The sequence below is a fragment of the Lentzea flava genome (genome assembly GCF_014648475.1).
In the GTDB taxonomy this organism is placed as follows: Bacteria; Actinomycetota; Actinomycetes; order Mycobacteriales; family Pseudonocardiaceae; genus Lentzea; species Lentzea flava.
Genome location: NZ_BMRE01000005.1, coordinates 151,752 through 171,626, shown reverse-complemented (window position 1 = coordinate 171,626; position 19,875 = coordinate 151,752). Strand labels below are relative to the sequence as shown.

Here is a 19,875-nt window from a genome sequence, read left to right as displayed (position 1 = left end):
CCCGTGGCCACCGAGTTCTCCGTGCGCGAGATCCCGTTCAGCCGGTCCGGCGCGTGGTTCGGCCTCTCGCCGGTGGTGGGACTGGCGAGGTACGCCCAGGACGTGCACGTGGTGTCGCACCGCAACGGCATGCACGCCGTGCTGTCCCTGGTGTCCTCGCGGCCCGCCGAGATCGTCGCCGACCCCGCCGTGCTCACCTGGCGCAGCGGCGAGTCGTGGATCCAGGCCGTCTTCTCCGCTCCGGACACGCTCCGGATCTCCGGCAACGGCCTGGGAATGCGCATCGCGGCCGCCGAACGGACGCTCACTCCGTTCACCGGCACGTACTTCTTCGTCGAACCGACGGGTGGTGCGGTGTTCACGTCCTACGAGACCGGGCACCGGTTCCGCGTGACCGTCCTTTCCGGACAATCGCGGGACCTTGGCGTGCAGGAGCTGGCGACCGCGGATCGCGCGGTCGTGCTGGGGGAGGAACCGTGGGAGGTGGTGATCGAGGAGTTCACCACGGCACGGGCGCCGTTCCGCCGCGACACCGGGTTCACCGACGAGGTGACTGCCGTCCGCGAGGAGTTCGGCCGGTTCGTCGACGCCGTGGCACCGTCCCGCGCACCCGCCGCCGAACTGGCCTGCTACGTGATCTGGTCGGCCACCGTCGCCCCGGCGGGGTTCGTGACGCGCCCGGCGGTGCTGATGTCCAAGCACTGGATGGACAAGGTGTGGAGCTGGGACCACTGCTTCAACGCCCTCGCCCTCGCACCCGGCGCACCCGAGCTGGCGTGGCACCAGTTCCAGGTGGTGTTCGACCACCAGGACGCACAGGGCGCGTTGCCGGACTCGATCACCCACTCCGAGGTGCTGCGCAACTTCGTGAAGCCGCCGATCCACGGCTGGACGCTCGGCCGGCTGCGCGAACGGCTCGCCGGCGGGCTGCCCGACCCGGAACTCGCGTACCGGCGGCTGTCGGCGTGGACGTCGTTCTGGCTCGACCGCCGGCGAGCGCCCGGCAGGCCCTTGCCGTACTACGAGCACGGCAACGACAGCGGCTGGGACAACTCCACGGTGTTCGGTGAGGAACGGCTCGTCGAGTCGGCCGACCTCGCGGCGTTCCTGGTGCTGCAGATGAAGGAACTGGCCGTGCTCGGCGCGGAGATCGGCGACGGCACACCCTGGGGCGAGCGGGCAGACGAGATGCTGTCCGCGCTGCTGGAGGAGTTGTGGGACGGCACCAGGTTCGTCAGCCGAGGTGTGACGTCGGGGAAGCTGAGGGCCACCGCGAGCCTGCTCGACCTGATGCCGGTCGTGCTGGGTGAACACCTGCCGCGCGAGATCTTCGACCGGCTGTGCGACGGCATCGCCGAGCATCTGACCGACGTCGGACCTGCCACCGAACTGCCCAGCTCGCCGTTCTACGAGGCGGACGGCTACTGGCGGGGCCCCGTGTGGGCCCCGGCCACCGTGCTGATCGAGGACGGCCTGCGCCGCGGCGGTGCGGTGGACCTGGCCGGCGAGGTGAGCGCGCGGTTCCGGGCGACGTGCGAGAAGTCCGGGTTCGCCGAGAACTTCGACGCGCTCACCGGGCAGGGCCTGCGCGACCGCGCCTACACCTGGACAGCCGCCGCCTACCTCCTGCTCAGCGCGGGAGATATCGCCTCAGCTGCTGGGAGTCCCGCACCAACGTCCTGAGATCGGCGAGCGTGCCGTGCACCGCGCCCACGGCACGCGCCTGCACCAGAACGTTCCCCAGCGCGGTCGCCTCGGCGGGCCCCGCGACCACCGGGAGACCGCACGCGTCGGCGGTGAGCTGGCACAACAACTCGTTGCGCGAGCCGCCGCCGACGATGTGCACGACCTCGACCTCCTTGCCGGACAACCGCTGGGCGTCCGCGACGGCATCCCGGTGCGCCAGCGCCAGACTGTCCAGAACGGACCGGACGATCTCGGGCCTGGTCATGGTCTTCCCGCACTGCTGCTGGATCCGAGCGGGCATGTCGCCGGGTGGCAGGAACACCGGGTCATTGGGGTCGAACACGGTGCCTCGCGCGCCGGCGGCCTCCCGCAGCAACGGCTCCAGCGGGGTCACCCAGTGCCGCAGGCACTCCTGCAGCAGCCACAGGCCCATCACGTTGCGGAGGTACCGGATCGTGCCGTCGACACCGCCCTCGTTGGTGAAGTTGGCGGCACGGCTCTCCTCGGTGAGCACGGGGGAGTCGAGCTCGACGCCGACCAGCGACCACGTGCCGCACGAGATGTAGGCGAACCTGTCGTTCTCGGCGGGCACGGCGACGACGGCGGACGCGGTGTCGTGCGAGCCGACCGCGGTGACCGGAACGCCCTCGTACGTGCCGGCGGGATCGCCGGGGTGGCGCAGGTCCGGCAGCAGACCTTTCGGCAGATCACGGGTCAGCTCGGCCGACCACTGTCCACTTCGGACGTCGATCAGGCCCGTCGTGGTGGCGTTGGTGTATTCAGCGCCGCGTACGCCCGTCAGCCAATACGAGAGCAGGTCCGGGATCAGCAGGAGCTGCGCAGCGTGCTCCAGCAGCGGTTCCGCCATCAGCTGGAACATCGTGTTGAACGGCTGGAACTGCAGCCCGTTGACCTCGTACAGGCCGTCCGGTGGCGTGATGCCCTCGGTGCGGGAGTCGCGGTAGTGCACCGGGTTGCCCAGCAACGCGCCGCGTGCGTCGAGCAGGCCGTAGTCGACCGCCCAGCTGTCGATGCCGATGCTGTCGAGGCCGACGGCGTCCAGTTCGGCGGCGAGCCGGAGACCGGTCAGGACCTCCCGGTACAGCCCCAGGACGTCCCAGTGCAGGGTGCCGAGCAGGCGCACCGGCCCGTTGGGGAACCGGTGCACCTCCTCGGTGTGCAGCTTGCCGTCGCCGACCCGGCCCAGCAGCACGCGGCCGCTGGAGGCGCCGAGGTCGACGGCCGCGACCGTCGCGGTCATCGCAGGAACGCCGCTGCCACACCGGCGTCGACCGGCACGTGCAGGCCCGTGGTGAGCGACAGGTCACCCGCTGTCAGCGCGAACACCGCCGCGGCCACGTGCTCGGGCAGCACCTCGCGCTTGAGCAGGGTGCGCTGGGCGTAGAACTCACCGAGCTTCTCCTCCGGCACGCCGTAGACGGCGGCGCGCTGGGCACCCCAGCCGCCGGCGAAGATGCCGGAGCCGCGGACCACGCCGTCCGGGTTGATGCCGTTGACGCGGATGCCGTCCTCACCGAGTTCCGCCGCCAGCAACCGGACCTGGTGCGCCTGGTCGGCCTTGGCGGCGCCGTAGGCGACGTTGTTCGGACCGGCGAAGACCGCGTTCTTGCTGGAGATGTAGACGATGTCGCCGCCCATCCGCTGAGCGCGCATGACCTTCGTGGCCGCCTGCGACACCAGGAACGAGCCCTTGGCCATCACGTCGTGCTGCAGGTCCCAGTCCGCCTCGGTGGTGTCGGCGAGGGGCTTGGAGATCGACAGACCGGCGTTGTTGACCACCAGGTCCACACCGCCGAACGCGAGCGACGCCGCACGGAACGCCTCGGTGATGCCCGCGCTGTCGGTGACGTCGACCGTGACCGCCACGGCCACGTCCGTCGAACCGATTCCCTCGGCGACCTCACGAGCGCTGTCGCCGTCGCGGTCCGCCACGACGACACACGCGCCCTCGGCGGCCAGCCGTCGCGCGATCGCCCTGCCGATGCCCGATCCGCCGCCGGTGACCAGCGCGACGCGGGTGGCGAGCGGCTTGGGCTTCGGCATCCGCTGCAGCTTGGCCTCTTCGAGCGCCCAGTACTCGATGCGGAACTTCTCGCTCTCCTCGATCGGCGCGTACCGGGAGACCGACTCGGCGCCGCGCATCACGTTGATGGCGTTGACGTAGAACTCGCCGGCGACGCGCGCGGTCTGCTTGTTCCTGCCGAAGCTGAACATGCCGACACCCGGCACGAGGACGATGGCCGGGTCCGCGCCGCGCATCGGCGGGCTGTCCGGCTCGGCGTGCCGCTCGTAGTAGGCCCGGTAGTCCTGGCGGTAGGCCTCGTGCAGGTGCTTCAGCCGCTCGACGACGTCCTCCAACGGCGCGGTCGGCGGGAGGTCGACCACCAGCGGCCGGACCTTGGTGCGCAGGAAGTGGTCGGGACACGACGTGCCGAGCGCGGCCAGCTCCGGATGCCGCTCGCGCGACAGGAAGTCCAGCACCACGTCGCTGTCGGTGAAGTGGCCGACCTGCGGGGAGTCGGTGGACGCGAGGCCGCGGATCACCGGTGCGAGCTCGGCGGCCCGCACCCGGCGTTGGGCCTCGGGGAGGGGCTCGTGGACGACCGGGCCGAACGGTTCGGCGCGGCCGTGCTCGTCGAGGTAGCGCTGCGCGGTGGTGATGATGTCGAGCGAGTTGGCCTCGCACTCCTCGCTCGTCGCACCCCACGCCGTGATGCCGTGCCCGCCCAGGATCACGCCGATGGCCTGCGGGTTGTCCCGCTTGACCGCCGCGATGTCGAGGCCCAGCTGGAAACCGGGCCGCCGCCACGGCACCCACACCACCCGGTCGCCGAAGCACGCCTTCACCAGCGCCTCGCCGTCGGCGGCCGTGGCGAACGCGATGCCCGCGTCCGGGTGCAGGTGGTCGACGTGGGCCGCGTCGACCAGGCCGTGCATGGCCGTGTCGATCGACGGCGCCGCGCCACCCCTGCCGTGCAGGCAGAAGTCGAACGCGGCGACCATCTCGTCTTCCCGTTCGACACCGGGGTAGACCGACGTCAGCGCGCGCAGCCGGTCGAGCCGCAGGACCGCGAGCCCGGCCTCGGTGAGCGTGCCGAGATCACCGCCGGATCCCTTGACCCACATCAGTTCCACGGGCTGCCCGGTGACCGGGTCGAGCTCCTCGCCCTTGGCCGAGGTGTTGCCGCCCGCGTAGTTGGTGTTGCGCGGATCGGCTCCCAGCCGGTTGCTCCGCCCCAGCAGCGCCTGGACCTGACCCATCACGCACCCCACCCGGCGGCCTCGCCACCGACTCGCTCACGAACGATCTGCTCGGCGTAACCCGACCGCCGGTACGCGGCCATCGGGTCGGGATCGAGGCCCATCTCCTCGCGCAGTTCGCGCAGGAGCGGGCGGACATCGGTGTTGTAGGCGTCCATCAACGCGGCGTTCGCGCCGAGCACGTCACCGGCCTGCTGGGCCTGAGTGAGCGCCTCGTGGTCGACCAGCAGCGCCTTGGCAGTGGCCTCCTGGACGTTGAGCACCGACCGGATGATCGCCGGGATCTTCGGCTCCAGGTTGTGGCACTGGTCGAGCATGAACGCGATGCCCGCGGCCGGCGTCAGCGCGTCGGCCAGCACGATCTCGTGCATGATCCGGAACAGCTGGAACGGGTCGGCCGCACCGACCATCAGGTCGTCGTCGGCGTAGAAGCGCGAGTTGAAGTCGAACGCCCCGAGCTTGTTGGCCCGCAACAGGAACGACACGATGAACTCGATGTTCGTGCCCGGAGCGTGGTGCCCGGTGTCGATCACGACCTGCGCCTTCTCGCCCAGCTGCAGGCAGTGCGCGTAGGCGGTGCCCCAGTCCGGCACGTCGGTCACGTAGAACGCGGGCTCGAAGAGCTTGTACTCCAGCAACATCCGCTGGTCGTCGCCGAGCCGCTCGTACGTCTCCCGCAACGCCTCGGCGAGCCGGTCCTGGCGGGCCCGGATGTTGTCCTGACCGGGGTAGTTGAGGCCGTCGGCGAACCACAGCTTCAGGTCGCGCGAACCCGTGGCGTCCATGATGTCCACGCACTCGAGCAGGTGCCCGATCGCCTTGCGCCGCACGGCCGGATCGGGATGGCACACGCTGCCGAGCTTGTAATCGTCGTCCTGGAAGACGTTGGAGTTGATGGCACCGATCGCGACACCGCGGTCCCGCGCGTACTCGGCCAGCTTGCCGTAGTCGTCGACCTTGTCCCACGGGATGTGCAGCGCGACCGTCGGCGCGACGCCGGTGAGCCGGTGCACCACCGCCGCGTCGTCGATCTTCTCGTACGGCGTGCGCGGAACTCCCTGCTGCGCGAACACCTTGAACCGGGTCCCCGAGTTCCCGTAGGCCCACGAGGGGGTTTCGATCCGCTGCTCGCGCAGCGCGTCCTTCACACTCATCGTTGTCCCCAAAGCTCTTCGGTCGAGGTGGAAGACCTCGTCCAGCGGCCGCATCCGTTCGTCGGCGTTGCCGTCGCCGACGAAGAACTCCGCCATCTCGGCTTGCCACCGCGCGTTGACCTCGGTGCGGGCCATCTCGGCTAGCGCCGCGTCGAAGTCGTCGCATTCGAGGTAGCCGATCAGCAGGCCGTCCTCGGCGAGGAAGAGGCTGTAGTTGCGCCAACCCGCCTCGCTGAGGGCGGCCCGCATCTCGGGCCACACCTCGCGGTGCCGAGCCCTGTACTCGTCGATCCGGTCCGGCCGGACCCGGAGGGTGAAGCAGATCCGCACGTCAGAAGTCGAACTTGTCGATGTTGTCCTTGGTGAACACCTGCGGCGGCCCGAGCACGACCTCGCCCTTGGCGCCGATCGTGTACTCGCCGAGGTCACCGGCCTTGAACTTCTCGCCCTGCGCACCGGTGATCTGGCCGGACGCGAGCGCGGCGGCGGCGTAGGTGGCGAGATAGCCGAGCTTGCTCGGGTCCCACAGCGCGAACGACTTCACCGTGCCGTCCTGCACGAACTTGCGCATCTGGTTCGGCGTGCCGAGACCGGTCAGCTGGACCTTGCCCTTGTACTCGGACGAGCTGAGGTAGCGGGCGGCGGCCGCGACACCGACGGTGGTCGGCGAGATGATGCCCTTGAGGTTCGGGTGCGCCTGCAGCAGACCCTGGGTCTTCTGGAACGACGTCTGGTCGTCGTCGTTGCCGTACGCGGTCTCCACGAGCTTCAGGCCGGAGTACTCGGGCTTCGCGAGCTCGGTCTTCATGACCTCGATCCACGCGTTCTGGTTGGTGGCGTTCGGGGTCGCGGACAGGATCGCGATCTCACCGCTGCCGCCGACGGCCTCGGAGATGAGCTTCACCTGGCCGGCCGCGATCTCGTTCGACGTGGCCTGGTTGATGAAGACGTCCCTGGCGTCCGCGGCGGCGTCGGAGTCGAACGTGACGACCTTGACCCCCTGGGACCGCGCGGACTTCAGCGCGGGTGCGACGGCGTTGGCGTCGTTCGCGGAGATCACCAGCGCGTTCTGCTTCTGCTGGGCGGCGGTGTTGATGTAGGTGACCTGCGAGCTCGCGGCGGCGTCGGACGGGCCGGTGGCCTTGACCTCCGCCTTGATCGCGGTACCCGCCTGCTCGGCACCCTTCTGCGCCACGGTGAAGTACGGGTTGTTGACCTGCTTGGGCAGGAACGTGATCTTGAGGCCTTCCTTCAGCGGCGCGTTCGGGTCGGCCTTGGCGGCGTTGGTGGCGCCGCCGGAGTCCTGGCCCGCGCTGTCCTTCGTGGTGCCACCGCAGGCGGTGAGCGCGACGGCCCCGGACACCACCAGGGCGAGCACTAGACGTGGGTTCATGGTGTGGCCTTTCGCAGAGTTCCAACGCGACGGGTGACGGACGGGGCGAGAACGCTCACCAGCAGCAGAAGGCCGGTGACGATGGTGAGCACCTCGGTCGAGGTGTCCTGCAGGATCAGCAGGTTGCGCAGACCGCCCAGCAGCAGCACGCCCGCGAGCACGCCGAAGAGCGATCCCTTGCCGCCGAAGATGGAGACACCGCCGAGCAGGACCGCGGCGACGACGGCCAGCTCGAGCCCGACGCCGTTGTCCGCGCGGGCGCTGGAGAAGCGGAACGTGTAGACGATGCCCGCGATCGCGGCGACCGCCCCGGCGAGCACGAAGAGGATCAGCTTGATCCGCTTGACCCGGATGCCGGAGAAGCGGGCGCCCTCCTCGTTGGCGCCGATCGCGTAGACGGACCGGCCGAACGAGCTGGCGTGCAACGCGATGCCGAACAGGACCGCGAGGATCGCCGCGAGCACGATCGGGTACGGGATGCCGGTGCCGGGCACCGGTGTCGTGCCGAACGACGTGTAGCTCGCCGGGAAGTCGGCGACCGCCGTGTCGCCCAGCACCACGAGCGCGAGGCCGCGGTAGAGGGCGAGCGTGCCGATCGTGACCGCGAGGCTGGGCAGGCCGAGCCGCGTGACGAGCAGACCGTTGAACGCCCCGCAGAGCGCGCCGGCGACGATCACCGTCGGCAGGATCGTCTCCAGCGGCCAGCCCGCGTTCCACAGCCAGCCGATCAACGCGCTGGACAGGCCGAGCACGGAGGCGACGGACAGGTCGATCTCGCCCGCGACGATCACCAGTGTCAGCGGGAGGGCGATCAGCGCGATCTCGCCGATGTCCAGGCCGAGGTAGAAGAGGTTGCCACCGGACAGGAACGAGCCGTCCGTGCCGACCTGGCCGGTGAGTGCCACGACGACCAGCAGGAACACCAGCGCGGTCTCCCACCGCAGGAGGTTACGCATGGCTGGTCCCTTCCGTGGTGCGCAGGGCCTTCGCGAGCCGCAGCGCGAGCAGGCGGTCGACGGTGATGGCGCCCAGCAGCAACGCGCCCGCGATCGCCTGCTGCCAGAACGCGGGGATCTGCAGCACCACCAGGCAGCTGGTGATCGTGCCGAGCAGGAGGGCGCCGAGCGCGGCACCGGCCACGGTCCCGGAGCCGCCGAAGATCGCGACACCACCCACCACCACCGCCGCGACGACCTGGAGTTCCAGGCCGGTGCCCGCGGCCGCGTCGACCGTGCCGTAGCGGGCGACCCACAGCGCTCCGGCGAGCCCCGCGATCAGTCCGGAGAGGACGAACGCGGTGAGCGTGCGCCTGGCGACCGGGATGCCCGCCAGGGTGGCGGCCTCCGGGTTGGAGCCGATCGCGTACAGCTCGCGGCCGCACCGGTAGGAACGCAGGTGGAGCGCGGCGGCCGCGATGACCACGACCGTGACCAGGACGAGGACCGGCACACCGAGGACCCGGCTGCTGCCGAGGTCCAGCAGCGCGTCGGGGAGGTTCGCGGCGTTGACCTGCCTGCCCTGGGCGAGCGCGTAGTCGATGCCGCGGAACACGTAGAGGGTGCCGAGGGTGACGACGAGGCTGGGCACGTTGCCCAGCGCGACGAGCAGGCCGTTGAGCAGCCCGCACGCCAGGCCGACCGCGACGCCGAAGCCGATGCCCGCCAGCAGCGGGGTACCGGGGTGGTCGGCGAACTGTTGCGCGGTCAGGAAAGCCGAGAGGCCGAGGACCGAACCCACTGACAGATCGACGTTGCGGGTGATGACCACGAGGGTTTGGCCCACGGCGAGCAGGGCGACGATCGAGGCGTTGAGGAGGAGGTCGCGGAGGCTCTGCGGCTGGATGAAACGAGGGTTCACGACCGCGGTCGGGATGACCACGAGGGCCAGGGCCACGACGATGCCGAGTTCCCTCATGCGGCCCACGCGGGTGGAAAGGCGGCGAGCGGCGGTGCGCTCGGCGGGTGGGGCGTCGGGCATTTCGGCGTGGTGTGCGGGAGCCGGCGGTGCGACGGAATTGCCTTTGTGCGGCGTCATCGCGTCACCTGCCCGGCGGCGGCGAGCGCCACGCGCTCCTCGGTGGCCTCGGCGCGTGAGAGCTCCTCGACCAACCGGCCTTCGTGCATCACCAGCACGCGGTCGGCCATGCCGAGCACCTCCGGCAGCTCGGACGAGATCATCAGCACGGCCACGCCCTGCCCGGCCAGCTCCGACAACAAGCGGTGCACCTCGGCTTTCGTCCCGACGTCGATGCCGCGCGTCGGCTCGTCGACGATCAGCACGGACGGCTTGCGCGCCAGCCACTTCGCGAGCACGACCTTCTGCTGGTTGCCGCCGGACAGCACTCCCACGGGGTCGCTCAGCCGCGCGAACTTCAGCCGCAGCTTCACCGCCCAGTCCTGCGCCAAAGCGCGTTCGGAGCGTCGCCGGAGCAACCCGAACCTCGACAACTGGCCGAGCGAGGCGAGCGCGGTGTTGCGTTCGATCGACGCGTCCATCACGAGTCCCTGCTGGCGGCGGTCCTCCGGCACGAACCCGATCCCCGCGGCCATGGCGGCGGTGGGGGAGCCGTACTTCAGCTTCCGGCCTCGCACGTGCACCGCGCCGCCGTCGGGCCGGTCGATGCCGAACACCGCCCGTGCGACCTCACTGCGCCCGGCGCCGACCAGCCCGGACAGTGCCACGATCTCGCCAGCGTGGACGTCGAACGACACGTCGGTGAACACACCTTCGCGCGTAAGTCGTTGCACGGACAGCAGAACCTCGCCCGGGGTCGTGTCCTCCTTGGGGAAGAGCTGCGACAACTCGCGGCCGACCATCCGGCGCACCAGGGAGTCCGGGGTCTCGCCGTCGAGGGGGCCCGACCAGACGAACTCGCCATCGCGCAACACCGTCGCCCGCTGGCACAACGCGAACACCTCGTCGAGCCGGTGCGACACGAAGAGCACCGCGGCGTCCTGGTCGCGCAACGCCCGCACCACACCGAAGAGCCGCTGCACCTCGTGGGCGGACAGCGCCGCGGTCGGCTCGTCCATCACGATCACGCGGGCGTCGAACGACAGCGCCTTGGCGATCTCCACCAGCTGCTGGTCCGCAATGGACAGTCCGCGCGCCGGCCGGGCCGGATCGAGCCGGACACCCAGGCGGGAGAACAACTCCGCTGTGCGGGCGTGCATCGCGGCGACGTCGATGCGACGGCCGAGCCCGAGCGGCTGGCGTCCCATGAAGACGTTCTCCGCCACCGACAGGTCACCGAAGAGCGTCGGTTCCTGGTAGATGATCGCGATGCCCGCGGCGAGCGCGTCGGCGGGTCCTGTGAACCTCCGCGGCTCGCCGTCGACCTCCACGTGCCCCTCGTCGGGCCGGTGCACCCCGGCGAGCGTCTTGATCAGCGTCGACTTGCCTGCGCCGTTCTCCCCGAGCAGCGCGTGGGCCTCGCCCGGCAGCAGCCGCAGCGACACCCCGGCCAAGGCGCGGACGGCGCCGAAGGACTTGCTCACCTCGTCCAGCGCTACCACGGGAGGTCGGTCCACGGTGACGTCTCCTCGATGTTGAAACGTTTTAACGCCTGAGTTACGAGAACTCTGAGTGCGTCGCGGCCCCATGTCAAGAGAGGCGGGGTACGATTCGTTGTCACGTTTCAACAAAGGAGCCGCCGGTGAAGCCGTCAGTGGGCATCCGCGACGTCGCGCAGCACGCCGGCGTGTCGAACGCGACCGTCTCGAACGTGCTGAACAGGCCGGACGTCGTCGCTCCCGCCACTCGGCAGCGGGTGCTGGCCGCCATCGCCGAACTGGGCTTCGTGCGCAACGAGTCCGCGCGCCAGCTCCGCGCGGGCCGCAGCCGGGTGATCGCCTACGTCGTGCTCGACGCCGCGAACCCGTTCTTCACCGACGTCGCCCGCGGCGTGGAGGACGCGGCACGGGAGGCGGGCCTCGCGCTGTTCCTGTGCAACAGCGCCTCCGACGACGGCCGCGAACGCGAGTACCTGGAGCTGCTGCACGAGCAGCGCGTCGAAGGCATCCTGATCACCCCGGTCGACGGCGACAGCGCCCGGTTCACCGAACGCGGCACCCCGCTGGTGCTGGTCGACCGCGCGTCGACGGACGGCACGCGCTGCTCGGTCGCCGTGGACGACGTCCTCGGCGGTGAGCTCGCGGTGACCCACCTGATCGAGGCCGGCCACACCCGGATCGCGATGATCGGCGGCCCGTTGTCGATCCAGCAGGTGCGCGACCGCCACTCGGGCGCGTTGCGCGCCCTGGCCAACGCGGGTCTCCCCGCCGACGCGCTGACGTTCCTGGAGACGAAGGGCCTGCAGGTCGCGGAAGGCCGCGGCGCGGGGGAGCGGCTCGTGGGCCTGCCGTCGTCACGCCGCCCGACCGCGGCGTTCTGCGCCAACGACCTGCTCGCACTCGGCCTGCTCCAGTCGATGACGCAGCAGGGCCTGCGCGTGCCGGACGACCTGGCCGTGGTGGGCTACGACGACATCGAGTTCGCCGCGGCCGCCGCCGTGCCGCTGACGTCGGTGCGCCAGCCGCGCGAGCAGCTGGGCCGCACCGCCGCCCAGCTGCTGCTGTCGGAGAACGAGCCGGACCACGAGCACCGGCACGTGAAGTTCCAGCCGGAGCTCGTGGTCCGCGCTTCGAGCGCGGTGAAACGCTGAATTATCGGACTGGCGCGGTGGCGCACAACGTTGCCGGCCACCTCGCGGTCAGGCGGTGCATCGCGGTGCCGCCGTGAGGTGCCCTACTGAGCGTGAAATTGACGCCCAGCGTTGTGGGTCATCGCACCAGCATCATTTCGCGGTCTTCTTCCACGGTGTTCGACTGGTCCGGCGGAAGATAGACGTTCAGCGACGCGGACGTGAATGCGACGCCCTGCCGGAACGCCTTCGTGCGTGACACCACGGTCACGTCGATCCGCTGGTATTGACCGGTGCACGGAACGCTGGGCGTGTATTTGTCGCCGATCGCGAGCTCACCGCGCACGTTCTGGGTGACCTGCACCCACAGCGACCCGGTCGCGCCCTTCTGGCACATCACCCGCACCGGCACGGTGACGGCGGCACCCCGCGCCTCGAGCCTGCCCTGCGGCGCGAGTGCGACGGCGGCATCGACCTGTGCTGCGGCCGGCAATGCCGTGGCCACTATTGCGGCAGCGCTCAGCACCAACGTCGAAATTGCACGCATGATTCTCCACCTCGTTGTTGTTGGCGGTTGTCGCGGCCGCACAGCGACATTAGCCACGGTGTGATCAAGCGAGCGAGGGGCCAAACAAAATCAGGTTTCGCCGAACAGCGCGTTCCGGACGGTGTCGCCGTGTTCGTCCGCCCACTCCCCGAGGGCGAAGATCGGCACCAGCAGATCGCGTCCCGCTTTGGTCAGCTCGTACTCGACGCGCGGCGGGGCCTCGGCGTACCGGCGGCGTTCCACGAGGGCCATGTTCTCCATGCGCCGCAACGTCTGCGTGAGCATCTTCTGGCTGATGTGGCCGATGGTGGCGCGTAGTTCGCCGGGTCGCATCGGGCCGTTCCGCAACGTGTAGACGATCACCGTCAGCCAGGAGTTGCCGAACAGGTCGACCGCGATCCTGGCCGGGCAGTCGGCCTCGAAGTCGCCGTACGGCCCGAGATCCCTCTCTTCGATCGTCACGGCGTTCAGCCTGCCAGGCGCGTTGCGCACCTGGAGGTGCCTTTCGGGTTTCCTAGCGTCTGCGGCATGCGAATCGGAATCATCGGTGCGGGACAGATGGCACGGGCACTGGGCAACGGCTGGGCCGCGGCGGGTCACGAGCTCCGGTACGGCGGACGCGGCGAGGTGCGCGAGGCCGTGGCGTTCGGTGACGTGACGCTGCTGGCGGTGCCCGTGTCGGCGCTGGCGGAAGTGTTGGGAGAAGAGGACTTCGAAGGGCGGACGCTGATCGACTGCACGAACGCCTTCGAGCCGGACGGCGGCTCCATGGTGCTGGGCGAGGACGCCGTCGCCGAGCGGGTGGCGGAGCTCGCGCCGGGAGCGCGGGTGGTGAAGGCGTTCAACCTGTGTGCGGCCGAGGTGTGGGAGGCCGACGAGCGGGTGTTCGAGGGACGCCGGCTGGCGGTTCCGTTGTGCGGTGACGATGCGGAGGCACTTGCGGCCGTTGAGCAACTGGTTCGCGACCTGAAGGCGGAGCCGGTCCGCGCGGGTGGGCTGAACCGGGCCCGGTACCTGGAGGCGATGTCGGCGTTCGTGGTGGGCCTGTGGTTCGCGGGTGTCGACGCCCGTGCCGCGTTGCCGCCGCTGGAGGCCGCGTTCGCGATCCCCGACTGACGGTTGGATCACCCGTTGAGCGGGAACCTTCTGGTATGCCGGACAGACGTCTTCTCGCCGACCGCTACCGGTTGGGCGAGGTGCTGGGCACGGGTGGCGTGGCGGAGGTGCGCCGGGCCAGGGACGTTGTGCTGGCCAGGGACGTCGCGGTGAAACTGTTCCGGCGCAACGGCGACATGGCCGACGTGCGGCGGTTCGACAACGAGATCCGCACGCTCGCCACGTTGTCACATCCGGGCCTCGTGACCGTGTACGACGCGGACACCAGCGGTGACACGCCGTTCATGGTGCTGGAACTGGTCGACGGCCGCACTCTGCGTGACCACCTCGCCAACGGACCGATGGAGGTCGGCGAGGTGCGCAGGCTCGGGGCGGCGCTGGCCGACGCCCTGGCGCATGTGCACGATCGCGGGTTCGTCCACCGGGACGTCAAGCCGTCCAACATCCTGCTCGACGATGACGACACCCCGCGCCTGGCCGACTTCGGTCTCGCGCGGCTGGTGGACGGCGCCAGGTTCACGCGGGCCGATCAGGTCGTCGGCACGGCGGCGTACCTGGCGCCGGAACAGGTGCGCGGCGGGGAGATCACGCCGGCGGTCGACGTGTACGCGCTCGGGCTGGTGCTGCTGGAGTGCCTGACCGGGCACCGGGAGTACGAGGGTGCCGAGATCGAGGCGGCCGTGGCCAGGCTGCACCGGCCGCCGGTGATCCCGGACGACCTGCCGTTCGACCTCGCCCGGTTGTTGTCGTTGATGACGGCCCTGCCCGCTGGTCGCCGCCCGACCGCGCGTGAGTGCGCCGACATCCTGCGCGGTCCGGGCACGCAGACCCTCGTGGCGCCGGTTCCCCGCCGTCACCGCGGCGTGCTCGCCGCCGCCTCGGCCGCGGTGCTGGCCGCCGCCGTCGGCATCGGGCTCGTCGTGCAGAACCAGCAGGTCACCCCTGCGGAGTCGGCACCACCGCAGACCACCCAGCAGCAGCAGCAGACGTCGACCCAGCCGGCACCCGTGGTGGAGCAACCCGTCGTGTCGACCGTCGTACAGCCACCCGTTCAGGCGAACAACGAGGGGAAGGGCAAGCCCGGCAAGGGCAAGGGAAAGGGCAAGCCCTGAACCGTCAGCGGTTGGACGACGGGAACTGGCCGCCCTTGCTGCCCAGCGCGAGCAGATCGGTGTACTGATCCTGCCAGGATCGTTCGGTGGCCAGCAGATCCGCGAGCCGCTGCACCCAGGCGTCGTCGACGGGAGGGGTGGCGCCGGTGGCGAGGTGCTCTTCGGTCTCCGCGCGCGCCTTGCGCCACTCGGACAGCGTGGGGCCTATCGCGGGGCCGCCCTGTTCTTCTGACATGCACCGACAGTACTGCGCGGCGCCCTGGGAGTCTCTGCTGTACAGTCTGGCCGGTCGGGGTTCGCACGTTGTCGGCAGCCCGCCGTCGCCGGCCCCGATCCAGTCCGGCCAGAGGGCTATCCGGCCGGGGACAGGAGCGCCGGCTTGCCGCCGGATCATCAGCTCTACCTCGTTCTTCCCACGAAGTCACGGGCTCGCGAACGTTCTTTTGCGCGGCTGATGCCGTGATGACTTCGACCAGAACGCGCGGCCCGGCGACCGGCTTCGCCGAAGCGAGGATCGCCGCCGAGCAGGCAGAAGCCGTTCAGCAGCGTGCGGCGGCCCGCAGGGTGGCGGAACACTCCCACGACGCGGGCGACTGCCGGGAGCTCCTCCTGATGCTCGGGCTCACGACATCAGACCTCCCGGCCGGAGGAGCACGTGAATGACCCAGGGCACCATCAAGTGCCCTGTAGTACCTCAGCGCACGGGTAGCGTGATCGCGGACGGCCGATCGGGTCCGAAGTGGACGGTCTGATCGGCCGCGAGCAACGCAGTGGCCGTGGCACGTGGTTCACCGGTACCGGGATTGCGGGCGTAGCGCGGGAAAGCGCCGCTGGAGACCTGCACCCGGATGCGGTGGCCACGCCGGAAGCGGTGCGCCGTCGGCCACAACCGGACGACGGCGCACCGCGGTTCGGTGGCGTCGGACAGACTGACCAGGCCGTCGCACACGTTCCACGAGCGGCCGTCGGGATCGACGTCGCAGAGCCGCACGAACACGTCGGCGTGGGGAAGGCTGGAGGAGAACCAGATCTCGGCGCTCACCTCGCCGATCACCTCGACGTCGGAGTCCAGCACGGGTGTCGTGTAGGTGAGGACGTCGGGCCGTGCCTCCAGCGCGGTGTTGTCGACGCGACCGCTGTCCGCCACCAGGCGCACACCGCCCACCGCCGGAGTCGGATCGGCGGGGTCGTAGCGGTAGGTGTCCACTGAGGACTCGGTCGGCACCTCCGCCGTCAGCGCACCCTCGGAACCGAGGTGGAAACGTCGTGGTGAGTAGCCTTCTGGTGGCCACGACGAGAACTCACGCCACGCTTCCTCGCCCATGACGTACAGCCGGACGGGCGCGCGATCCGGCGGTTGCTCACCGCGGGCGTGGGCCAGCCCGAACTCGACGGCCTCGTCGACCGGTGTGGAGGTGAACTCCGCGTGCGTCCACGGGCCGACGGTCAGCCGGGCCGGGTGGCCGTTCGCCTGGAGCGTCTGGAAGTCGCGCAGCTGGCCGGGCAGGAAGATGTCGTACCAGCCGCCGATCGAGCTGACCGGCACGGTGACGGCGGCGACCCGGTGGCGGTGGTCGAGCCCTTCCCACCGCGGGGAATCGGCGTCGTGGACGAGGATGTCCTGGATGTAGGCGGAACGCTCACCGAACGCCGCGATGTCGGCGTCGCGCAGCGGAAGCGTCCGCAGCGCGCGTGCGGTTTTCTTGTCCTGCACCGCTTTGCGCAGGAACGCCAGGGAACGCTCCTGGGTGCCGACCAGCACGCCCCAGCCGAACGGCGTTTCCAGGGACATGCCGTCGGAGCGCAGGAACTCGAGCGTCAGCGCGGACTCCGTCACGACCGGGATCATCGCCTTGACCTGGGGCGGCAGCTGGTCGGCGACCGCCCACTGCACGTGCCCGAGGTAGCTCAGCCCGTAGAGCACGATCGCGTCGCTCCACGGCTGCGCGACCAGCCAGTCCAGCGTCGCGAGCCCGTCCGCGCGTTCCTGCACCATCGGGTCGAACGTGCCGCCGGAGCCGAACCCGCCGCGCGTGCTCTGGATCAGCACCTGGTAGCCGCGCTCGGCCAGTGGTCGCGCGAGGATCTGGCCGAACATCCGCCGGCCGTAGGGGGAGCGGATCAGCGCGGTCGGCAGCCCGTCGCCACCGGAGCGCGGCATCCACCGGTCCGCCAGCAGCTCGACGCCGTCGGGCATCGGCACGCGCAAGTCCTTCTGCACCACGACGTTGCGGGTGAGCGGCGGTGAGAGCCTCAGCTTGCGCTCGATGAGGTGGCTGATCATCGGACCTCCAGCAGAAGTGAGATCACGGCGATCAACCGGTCGGTGAACGCCTCCGGATCATGCGCGCCGTCGACCACCCACGCCGTGATGAACGACCCCGCGCCGCCGGTGATGAAGGCGGCGAGGTCGTCGGCGGCCTGGGCGGTGAGCCGGTCGCCGTGCAGGTGCTCGACGGCCTGCCGGTTGACCGGCAGGAGCAGGCTGATCAGGCCTCGGTCGAGGGCGAACGCGCAGGAGCCGGTCAGCAGGGCGTGGTAGAACACCTGGTGCCGGGCGAAGTGCGTCGCCACGGCGAGGGTCTCCGCACGTGCGTCCACGCCCTCCTGGTGATTCGTGAGCCGTGGCAGCAGCTCGCGCCGCGCAAGGTCGAGACCGGCCTCCAGCAGCACCGTGTCCAGGTCGCCGAAGTGCTGGTACACGACCCGGCGGCTGACGTCCGCGGCCTCCGCGATCTCGGACACCGTGATCGCGGTCGTGCCGCGTTCGGTGACGAGTTCGAACGCGGCCCGCAGCACGGCCGCGCGGGTCCGGCGCACCCGTGGATCGCGGACAGGCTCGGCCTCGTGCAGATTCACGCCTCAGATCATGCACATGTGTTACTAAGTGCGCAAGTGTTACTTATCTGAGCTCCTGTCCGGAGATGAAGGCGACGAGGCCGGGTTCCGGGGCACGTCGCACCTCGACATCGGCTCCGAGAGCGCGCAGGCGTGGCGTGATCAACTCCGGATCGGGGTGTTCGACGTGCAACGACTCCAGGACGAGCCCGGCAGGCGCGGACAGCGCGGGTGAGGGCGTGTCGCCCCAGCTGATCAGGAACGGCACCACGCCACCGGTGAGGGCGTTGCTGGTGAGCCGCCACCGCAGCACCTCGCCCGAGGCGGTCCGCCGCCGGCCGTCGATCACCTCACCGAGACCGGCAACGGCGGCTGCGTGCTCGATGTCGTCGCACGTGATCGCCCACGCGACCAGGCCGGGCCGCGTCACACCGTCCACTCCGAACGGTCGCGGCAGCTCCGGCTCCGGCTGGCGCGGGTCGGGAGCGATGATCTCCAGGTACGTCCGGGGCCCGAGCGCGAGCAACCTGTTGTGCGTGCCCAGGCCGACGTGCTGGCCACCGCCGTCGGCCCGCACCCCGAAGCGTTCCTCGACCTCGGTCACGGCCTCGTCGAGATCCGGCGCGGCGTAGACGAGGTGGTCGATCATCACGCACCCCGTCCCAGGTACTTCTTGATGCAGTGGACGACACCGAGGCGGCTGGCGAAGGCGTTGAAGTCGGCGAGCCGGACCACCGTGAACCCCATGCCGGTCCACAGCTCCTCCATCTCGTCGTCGATCACCGCCAGGTCGGACTGCTCGCCGTGACCGAACGTCGGCAGGTAGACCGTCCTGCCCGCGCTGGAACTGTTCTCCACCAGGCAGTTGTTCCAGGTGATGTGGTGCCACGACCGGACCTGGATCGTGGTCTCCTGCTGCGCGCCCGCCGCGGTGAACTCGGCGACGACCTGGCGCAGCTCGGCGCCGTCCGGGGTGCCCGCGAAGTCGCGCAGCGCCGCGAACGTGAGCTGCTGGGTGATCTGCGGCCGGTGGACGAGCGGGTTGCGCCGCACTGCGAATCCGCGCCGCTCGAACTCGGCCGCGATCTCGTCGTAGGCGGTCTGCAGCGCGAACGGCGACTTCGTGCCGAGTGCGGCGTCGGCGAGCGCCGGGCTGCCCACGAGCACGCGGAACCGGCCGTCGTCGCCGGGACCGGCCAGCGTCACGAACATGTCGATGTGGAAGATCGGCTGCAGGTCGCCGGTGCCGCCATCGGGCAGGTCGAGCAGGTACTGCCCGGCCTCCACCGTCGCGTAGTACTTCTTCAGCCCCAGCGGGCGTTTCGTGCCGACGAGCTGGAGTTCCCGCCCGCTGTCGACGTGCCTGCCGAAGAGTTCGCGGACGAACTCGACCTCCGTGCGACCCTCCGGCACGCTCACCGGCAGCTCACCGCTGCGGATCAGCTCCAGCGTGTCGAGGAAGTAGTCGGTGCCCAGCAACCAGAAGTCGTCGCCGACGAGGCAATTGCCGCCCTGGAACACCAGCGGCGCCTGGCTAGCCCGCACCGGCGTGTACTCCTCGACGGTGTCCGCGATCAGCGAGTCGCCCGAGCGCGGGAACGACCACGGCTCCAGCAGGTACGTCAGGCTCGTCTCGTCGTCGGCGTCGACGAGCGCGAGGTAGCCGTCCTCCGCCCAGTCGGTGAAGTCGACGTAGTCCGGCATCGGCACGTACGACACGTTCGCCGCGGGATGCCCGCTGAACCACTCCTCGACGACCTGACGATCACTCTCGTGGTGCACCACCACGAACCGGGTTCCCACCCGCATCGCGTTGATCACGGACCGGTAGCCCGCCGTGAGCTCTGCGGTGTGCACCCCGTAGGAGGGGAACGACAGCAGCAGGCTCTCGATCGTCCCCGACCACGACGAGACCAGGCTCGGGCGCTGGACGCCCGGCCTCGCCCGGAACACGTTGAGCGTGGCCGCCCGCGTGGAGTCGAAGGCGGGGAACAGGTCCGAGTCGGTGCGCTTGTGGTGCGGCGCATCGGGAACGAGGAAGCGGTAGGCGGCGTCTCCGTACGTGCCGGCACCCAAGGTGCACCTCCGAGATCGGCGGGATCACG

At 70.2% G+C, this 19,875-nt stretch carries 19 protein-coding genes and 1 pseudogene; 5 read left to right on the top strand and 15 right to left on the bottom strand.

Annotated features, from left to right (window positions below):
- Positions 1-3: 3 nt before the first annotated feature.
- Positions 4-1,683: an amylo-alpha-1,6-glucosidase gene (locus tag IEZ09_RS10205; RefSeq protein ID WP_189253377.1), complete on the top strand. Its 1,680-nt coding sequence runs from the start codon at positions 4-6 to the stop codon at positions 1,681-1,683.
- On the opposite strand, the gene IEZ09_RS10200 is transcribed toward IEZ09_RS10205, so the two are convergent.
- The 8 genes and pseudogenes from IEZ09_RS10200 to IEZ09_RS10170 all read right to left on the bottom strand — a co-directional run bounded on the left by IEZ09_RS10200 (position 1,631) and on the right by IEZ09_RS10170 (position 11,045).
- On the bottom strand, positions 1,631-2,947 hold the full coding sequence (locus IEZ09_RS10200) for a rhamnulokinase (protein WP_189253376.1): 1,317 nt from the start codon (positions 2,945-2,947) through the stop codon (positions 1,631-1,633). The two genes, IEZ09_RS10205 and IEZ09_RS10200, sit on opposite strands and share 53 nt — an antisense overlap.
- Complete coding sequence (locus IEZ09_RS10195; protein WP_189253375.1) at positions 2,944-4,968, bottom strand: bifunctional aldolase/short-chain dehydrogenase; 2,025 nt, start codon at positions 4,966-4,968, stop codon at positions 2,944-2,946. The genes IEZ09_RS10200 and IEZ09_RS10195 overlap by 4 nt, the downstream gene beginning before the upstream one ends.
- Entirely contained in the window at positions 4,968-6,122 is a 1,155-nt protein-coding gene (rhaI, locus tag IEZ09_RS10190; RefSeq protein ID WP_229812428.1) for an L-rhamnose isomerase, read from the bottom strand. Before rhaI ends, IEZ09_RS10195 begins: the two co-directional genes overlap by 1 nt.
- Positions 6,123-6,143: 21 nt before the next feature.
- A pseudogene (locus IEZ09_RS46305) lies at positions 6,144-6,452 on the bottom strand (L-rhamnose mutarotase); the annotation flags it as partial.
- A gap of 1 nt (position 6,453) precedes the next feature.
- Positions 6,454-7,515: a rhamnose ABC transporter substrate-binding protein gene (gene rhaS / locus IEZ09_RS10185; protein ID WP_189253373.1), complete on the bottom strand. Its 1,062-nt coding sequence runs from the start codon at positions 7,513-7,515 to the stop codon at positions 6,454-6,456.
- On the bottom strand, positions 7,512-8,471 hold the full coding sequence (locus IEZ09_RS10180) for an ABC transporter permease (protein ID WP_189253372.1): 960 nt from the start codon (positions 8,469-8,471) through the stop codon (positions 7,512-7,514). The genes rhaS and IEZ09_RS10180 overlap by 4 nt, the downstream gene beginning before the upstream one ends.
- The gene (locus IEZ09_RS10175) at positions 8,464-9,492 is read right to left on the bottom strand and encodes an ABC transporter permease (RefSeq protein WP_189253439.1); all 1,029 of its coding nucleotides are present in this window, start codon (positions 9,490-9,492) and stop codon (positions 8,464-8,466) included. Before IEZ09_RS10175 ends, IEZ09_RS10180 begins: the two co-directional genes overlap by 8 nt.
- 53 nt (positions 9,493-9,545) lie before the next feature.
- On the bottom strand, positions 9,546-11,045 hold the full coding sequence (locus IEZ09_RS10170; RefSeq protein ID WP_229812418.1) for a sugar ABC transporter ATP-binding protein: 1,500 nt from the start codon (positions 11,043-11,045) through the stop codon (positions 9,546-9,548).
- A 125-nt stretch (positions 11,046-11,170) separates the two neighbouring features.
- Between IEZ09_RS10170 and IEZ09_RS10165 the strand changes: the two genes are divergently transcribed.
- Positions 11,171-12,178: a LacI family DNA-binding transcriptional regulator gene (locus tag IEZ09_RS10165; protein ID WP_229812417.1), complete on the top strand. Its 1,008-nt coding sequence runs from the start codon at positions 11,171-11,173 to the stop codon at positions 12,176-12,178.
- 118 nt (positions 12,179-12,296) lie between these two features.
- Here the strand turns inward: IEZ09_RS10165 and IEZ09_RS10160 are convergent, their stop codons facing one another.
- Together IEZ09_RS10160 and IEZ09_RS10155 are read right to left on the bottom strand one after the other, a co-directional pair.
- Entirely contained in the window at positions 12,297-12,704 is a 408-nt protein-coding gene (locus tag IEZ09_RS10160; protein ID WP_189253370.1) for a hypothetical protein, read from the bottom strand.
- Positions 12,705-12,794: 90 nt separating this feature from the next.
- On the bottom strand, positions 12,795-13,166 hold the full coding sequence (locus IEZ09_RS10155) for a winged helix-turn-helix transcriptional regulator (protein ID WP_229812416.1): 372 nt from the start codon (positions 13,164-13,166) through the stop codon (positions 12,795-12,797).
- 66 nt (positions 13,167-13,232) lie between these two features.
- Here IEZ09_RS10155 and IEZ09_RS10150 point away from each other — a divergent pair, with 66 nt between their 5' ends.
- Both IEZ09_RS10150 and IEZ09_RS10145 read left to right on the top strand, forming a co-directional pair.
- Complete coding sequence (locus tag IEZ09_RS10150; protein WP_189253369.1) at positions 13,233-13,820, top strand: NADPH-dependent F420 reductase; 588 nt, start codon at positions 13,233-13,235, stop codon at positions 13,818-13,820.
- Positions 13,821-13,855: 35 nt separating this feature from the next.
- Positions 13,856-14,932 (top strand): serine/threonine-protein kinase, encoded by a 1,077-nt coding sequence (locus IEZ09_RS10145; protein WP_189253368.1) that lies wholly within the window; start codon positions 13,856-13,858, stop codon positions 14,930-14,932.
- Between the two features lie 4 nt (positions 14,933-14,936).
- On the opposite strand, the gene IEZ09_RS10140 is transcribed toward IEZ09_RS10145, so the two are convergent.
- Positions 14,937-15,167, bottom strand: coding sequence for a hypothetical protein (locus IEZ09_RS10140; protein ID WP_189253367.1), 231 nt, complete (start codon positions 15,165-15,167; stop codon positions 14,937-14,939).
- Positions 15,168-15,394: 227 nt separating this feature from the next.
- Between IEZ09_RS10140 and IEZ09_RS10135 the strand changes: the two genes are divergently transcribed.
- On the top strand, positions 15,395-15,595 hold the full coding sequence (locus IEZ09_RS10135; RefSeq protein ID WP_189253366.1) for a hypothetical protein: 201 nt from the start codon (positions 15,395-15,397) through the stop codon (positions 15,593-15,595).
- A 31-nt stretch (positions 15,596-15,626) separates the two neighbouring features.
- Here the strand turns inward: IEZ09_RS10135 and IEZ09_RS10130 are convergent, their stop codons facing one another.
- The 4 genes from IEZ09_RS10130 to IEZ09_RS10115 are packed head-to-tail and all read right to left on the bottom strand — an operon-like array spanning position 15,627 to position 19,846.
- Complete coding sequence (locus tag IEZ09_RS10130; RefSeq protein ID WP_189253365.1) at positions 15,627-17,216, bottom strand: CocE/NonD family hydrolase; 1,590 nt, start codon at positions 17,214-17,216, stop codon at positions 15,627-15,629.
- Positions 17,213-17,791: a TetR/AcrR family transcriptional regulator gene (locus tag IEZ09_RS10125; protein ID WP_189253364.1), complete on the bottom strand. Its 579-nt coding sequence runs from the start codon at positions 17,789-17,791 to the stop codon at positions 17,213-17,215. Before IEZ09_RS10125 ends, IEZ09_RS10130 begins: the two co-directional genes overlap by 4 nt.
- Before the next feature lie 43 nt (positions 17,792-17,834).
- Complete coding sequence (locus tag IEZ09_RS10120; protein WP_189253363.1) at positions 17,835-18,419, bottom strand: VOC family protein; 585 nt, start codon at positions 18,417-18,419, stop codon at positions 17,835-17,837.
- A complete protein-coding gene (locus tag IEZ09_RS10115) occupies positions 18,419-19,846 on the bottom strand; it encodes a hypothetical protein (protein WP_189253362.1) in 1,428 nt (475 codons plus the stop codon). The genes IEZ09_RS10120 and IEZ09_RS10115 overlap by 1 nt, the downstream gene beginning before the upstream one ends.
- Positions 19,847-19,875: the final 29 nt, after the last annotated feature.

Bases quoted from the DNA above. Each gene is read 5' to 3' on its own strand.
- IEZ09_RS10200 (WP_189253376.1), bottom strand. From the start codon at position 2,947: ATGACCGCGACGGTCGCGGCCGTCGACCTCGGCGCCTCCAGCGGCCGC.
- IEZ09_RS10195 (WP_189253375.1), bottom strand. From the start codon at position 4,968: ATGGGTCAGGTCCAGGCGCTGCTGGGGCGGAGCAACCGGCTGGGAGCC.
- rhaI (WP_229812428.1), bottom strand. From the start codon at position 6,122: ATGAGTGTGAAGGACGCGCTGCGCGAGCAGCGGATCGAAACCCCCTCG.
- rhaS (WP_189253373.1), bottom strand. From the start codon at position 7,515: ATGAACCCACGTCTAGTGCTCGCCCTGGTGGTGTCCGGGGCCGTCGCG.
- IEZ09_RS10180 (WP_189253372.1), bottom strand. From the start codon at position 8,471: ATGCGTAACCTCCTGCGGTGGGAGACCGCGCTGGTGTTCCTGCTGGTC.
- IEZ09_RS10175 (WP_189253439.1), bottom strand. From the start codon at position 9,492: ATGCCCGACGCCCCACCCGCCGAGCGCACCGCCGCTCGCCGCCTTTCC.
- IEZ09_RS10160 (WP_189253370.1), bottom strand. From the start codon at position 12,704: ATGCGTGCAATTTCGACGTTGGTGCTGAGCGCTGCCGCAATAGTGGCC.
- IEZ09_RS10150 (WP_189253369.1), top strand. From the start codon at position 13,233: ATGCGAATCGGAATCATCGGTGCGGGACAGATGGCACGGGCACTGGGC.
- IEZ09_RS10145 (WP_189253368.1), top strand. From the start codon at position 13,856: ATGCCGGACAGACGTCTTCTCGCCGACCGCTACCGGTTGGGCGAGGTG.
- IEZ09_RS10140 (WP_189253367.1), bottom strand. From the start codon at position 15,167: ATGTCAGAAGAACAGGGCGGCCCCGCGATAGGCCCCACGCTGTCCGAG.
- IEZ09_RS10135 (WP_189253366.1), top strand. From the start codon at position 15,395: ATGACTTCGACCAGAACGCGCGGCCCGGCGACCGGCTTCGCCGAAGCG.
- IEZ09_RS10130 (WP_189253365.1), bottom strand. From the start codon at position 17,216: ATGATCAGCCACCTCATCGAGCGCAAGCTGAGGCTCTCACCGCCGCTC.
- IEZ09_RS10120 (WP_189253363.1), bottom strand. From the start codon at position 18,419: ATGATCGACCACCTCGTCTACGCCGCGCCGGATCTCGACGAGGCCGTG.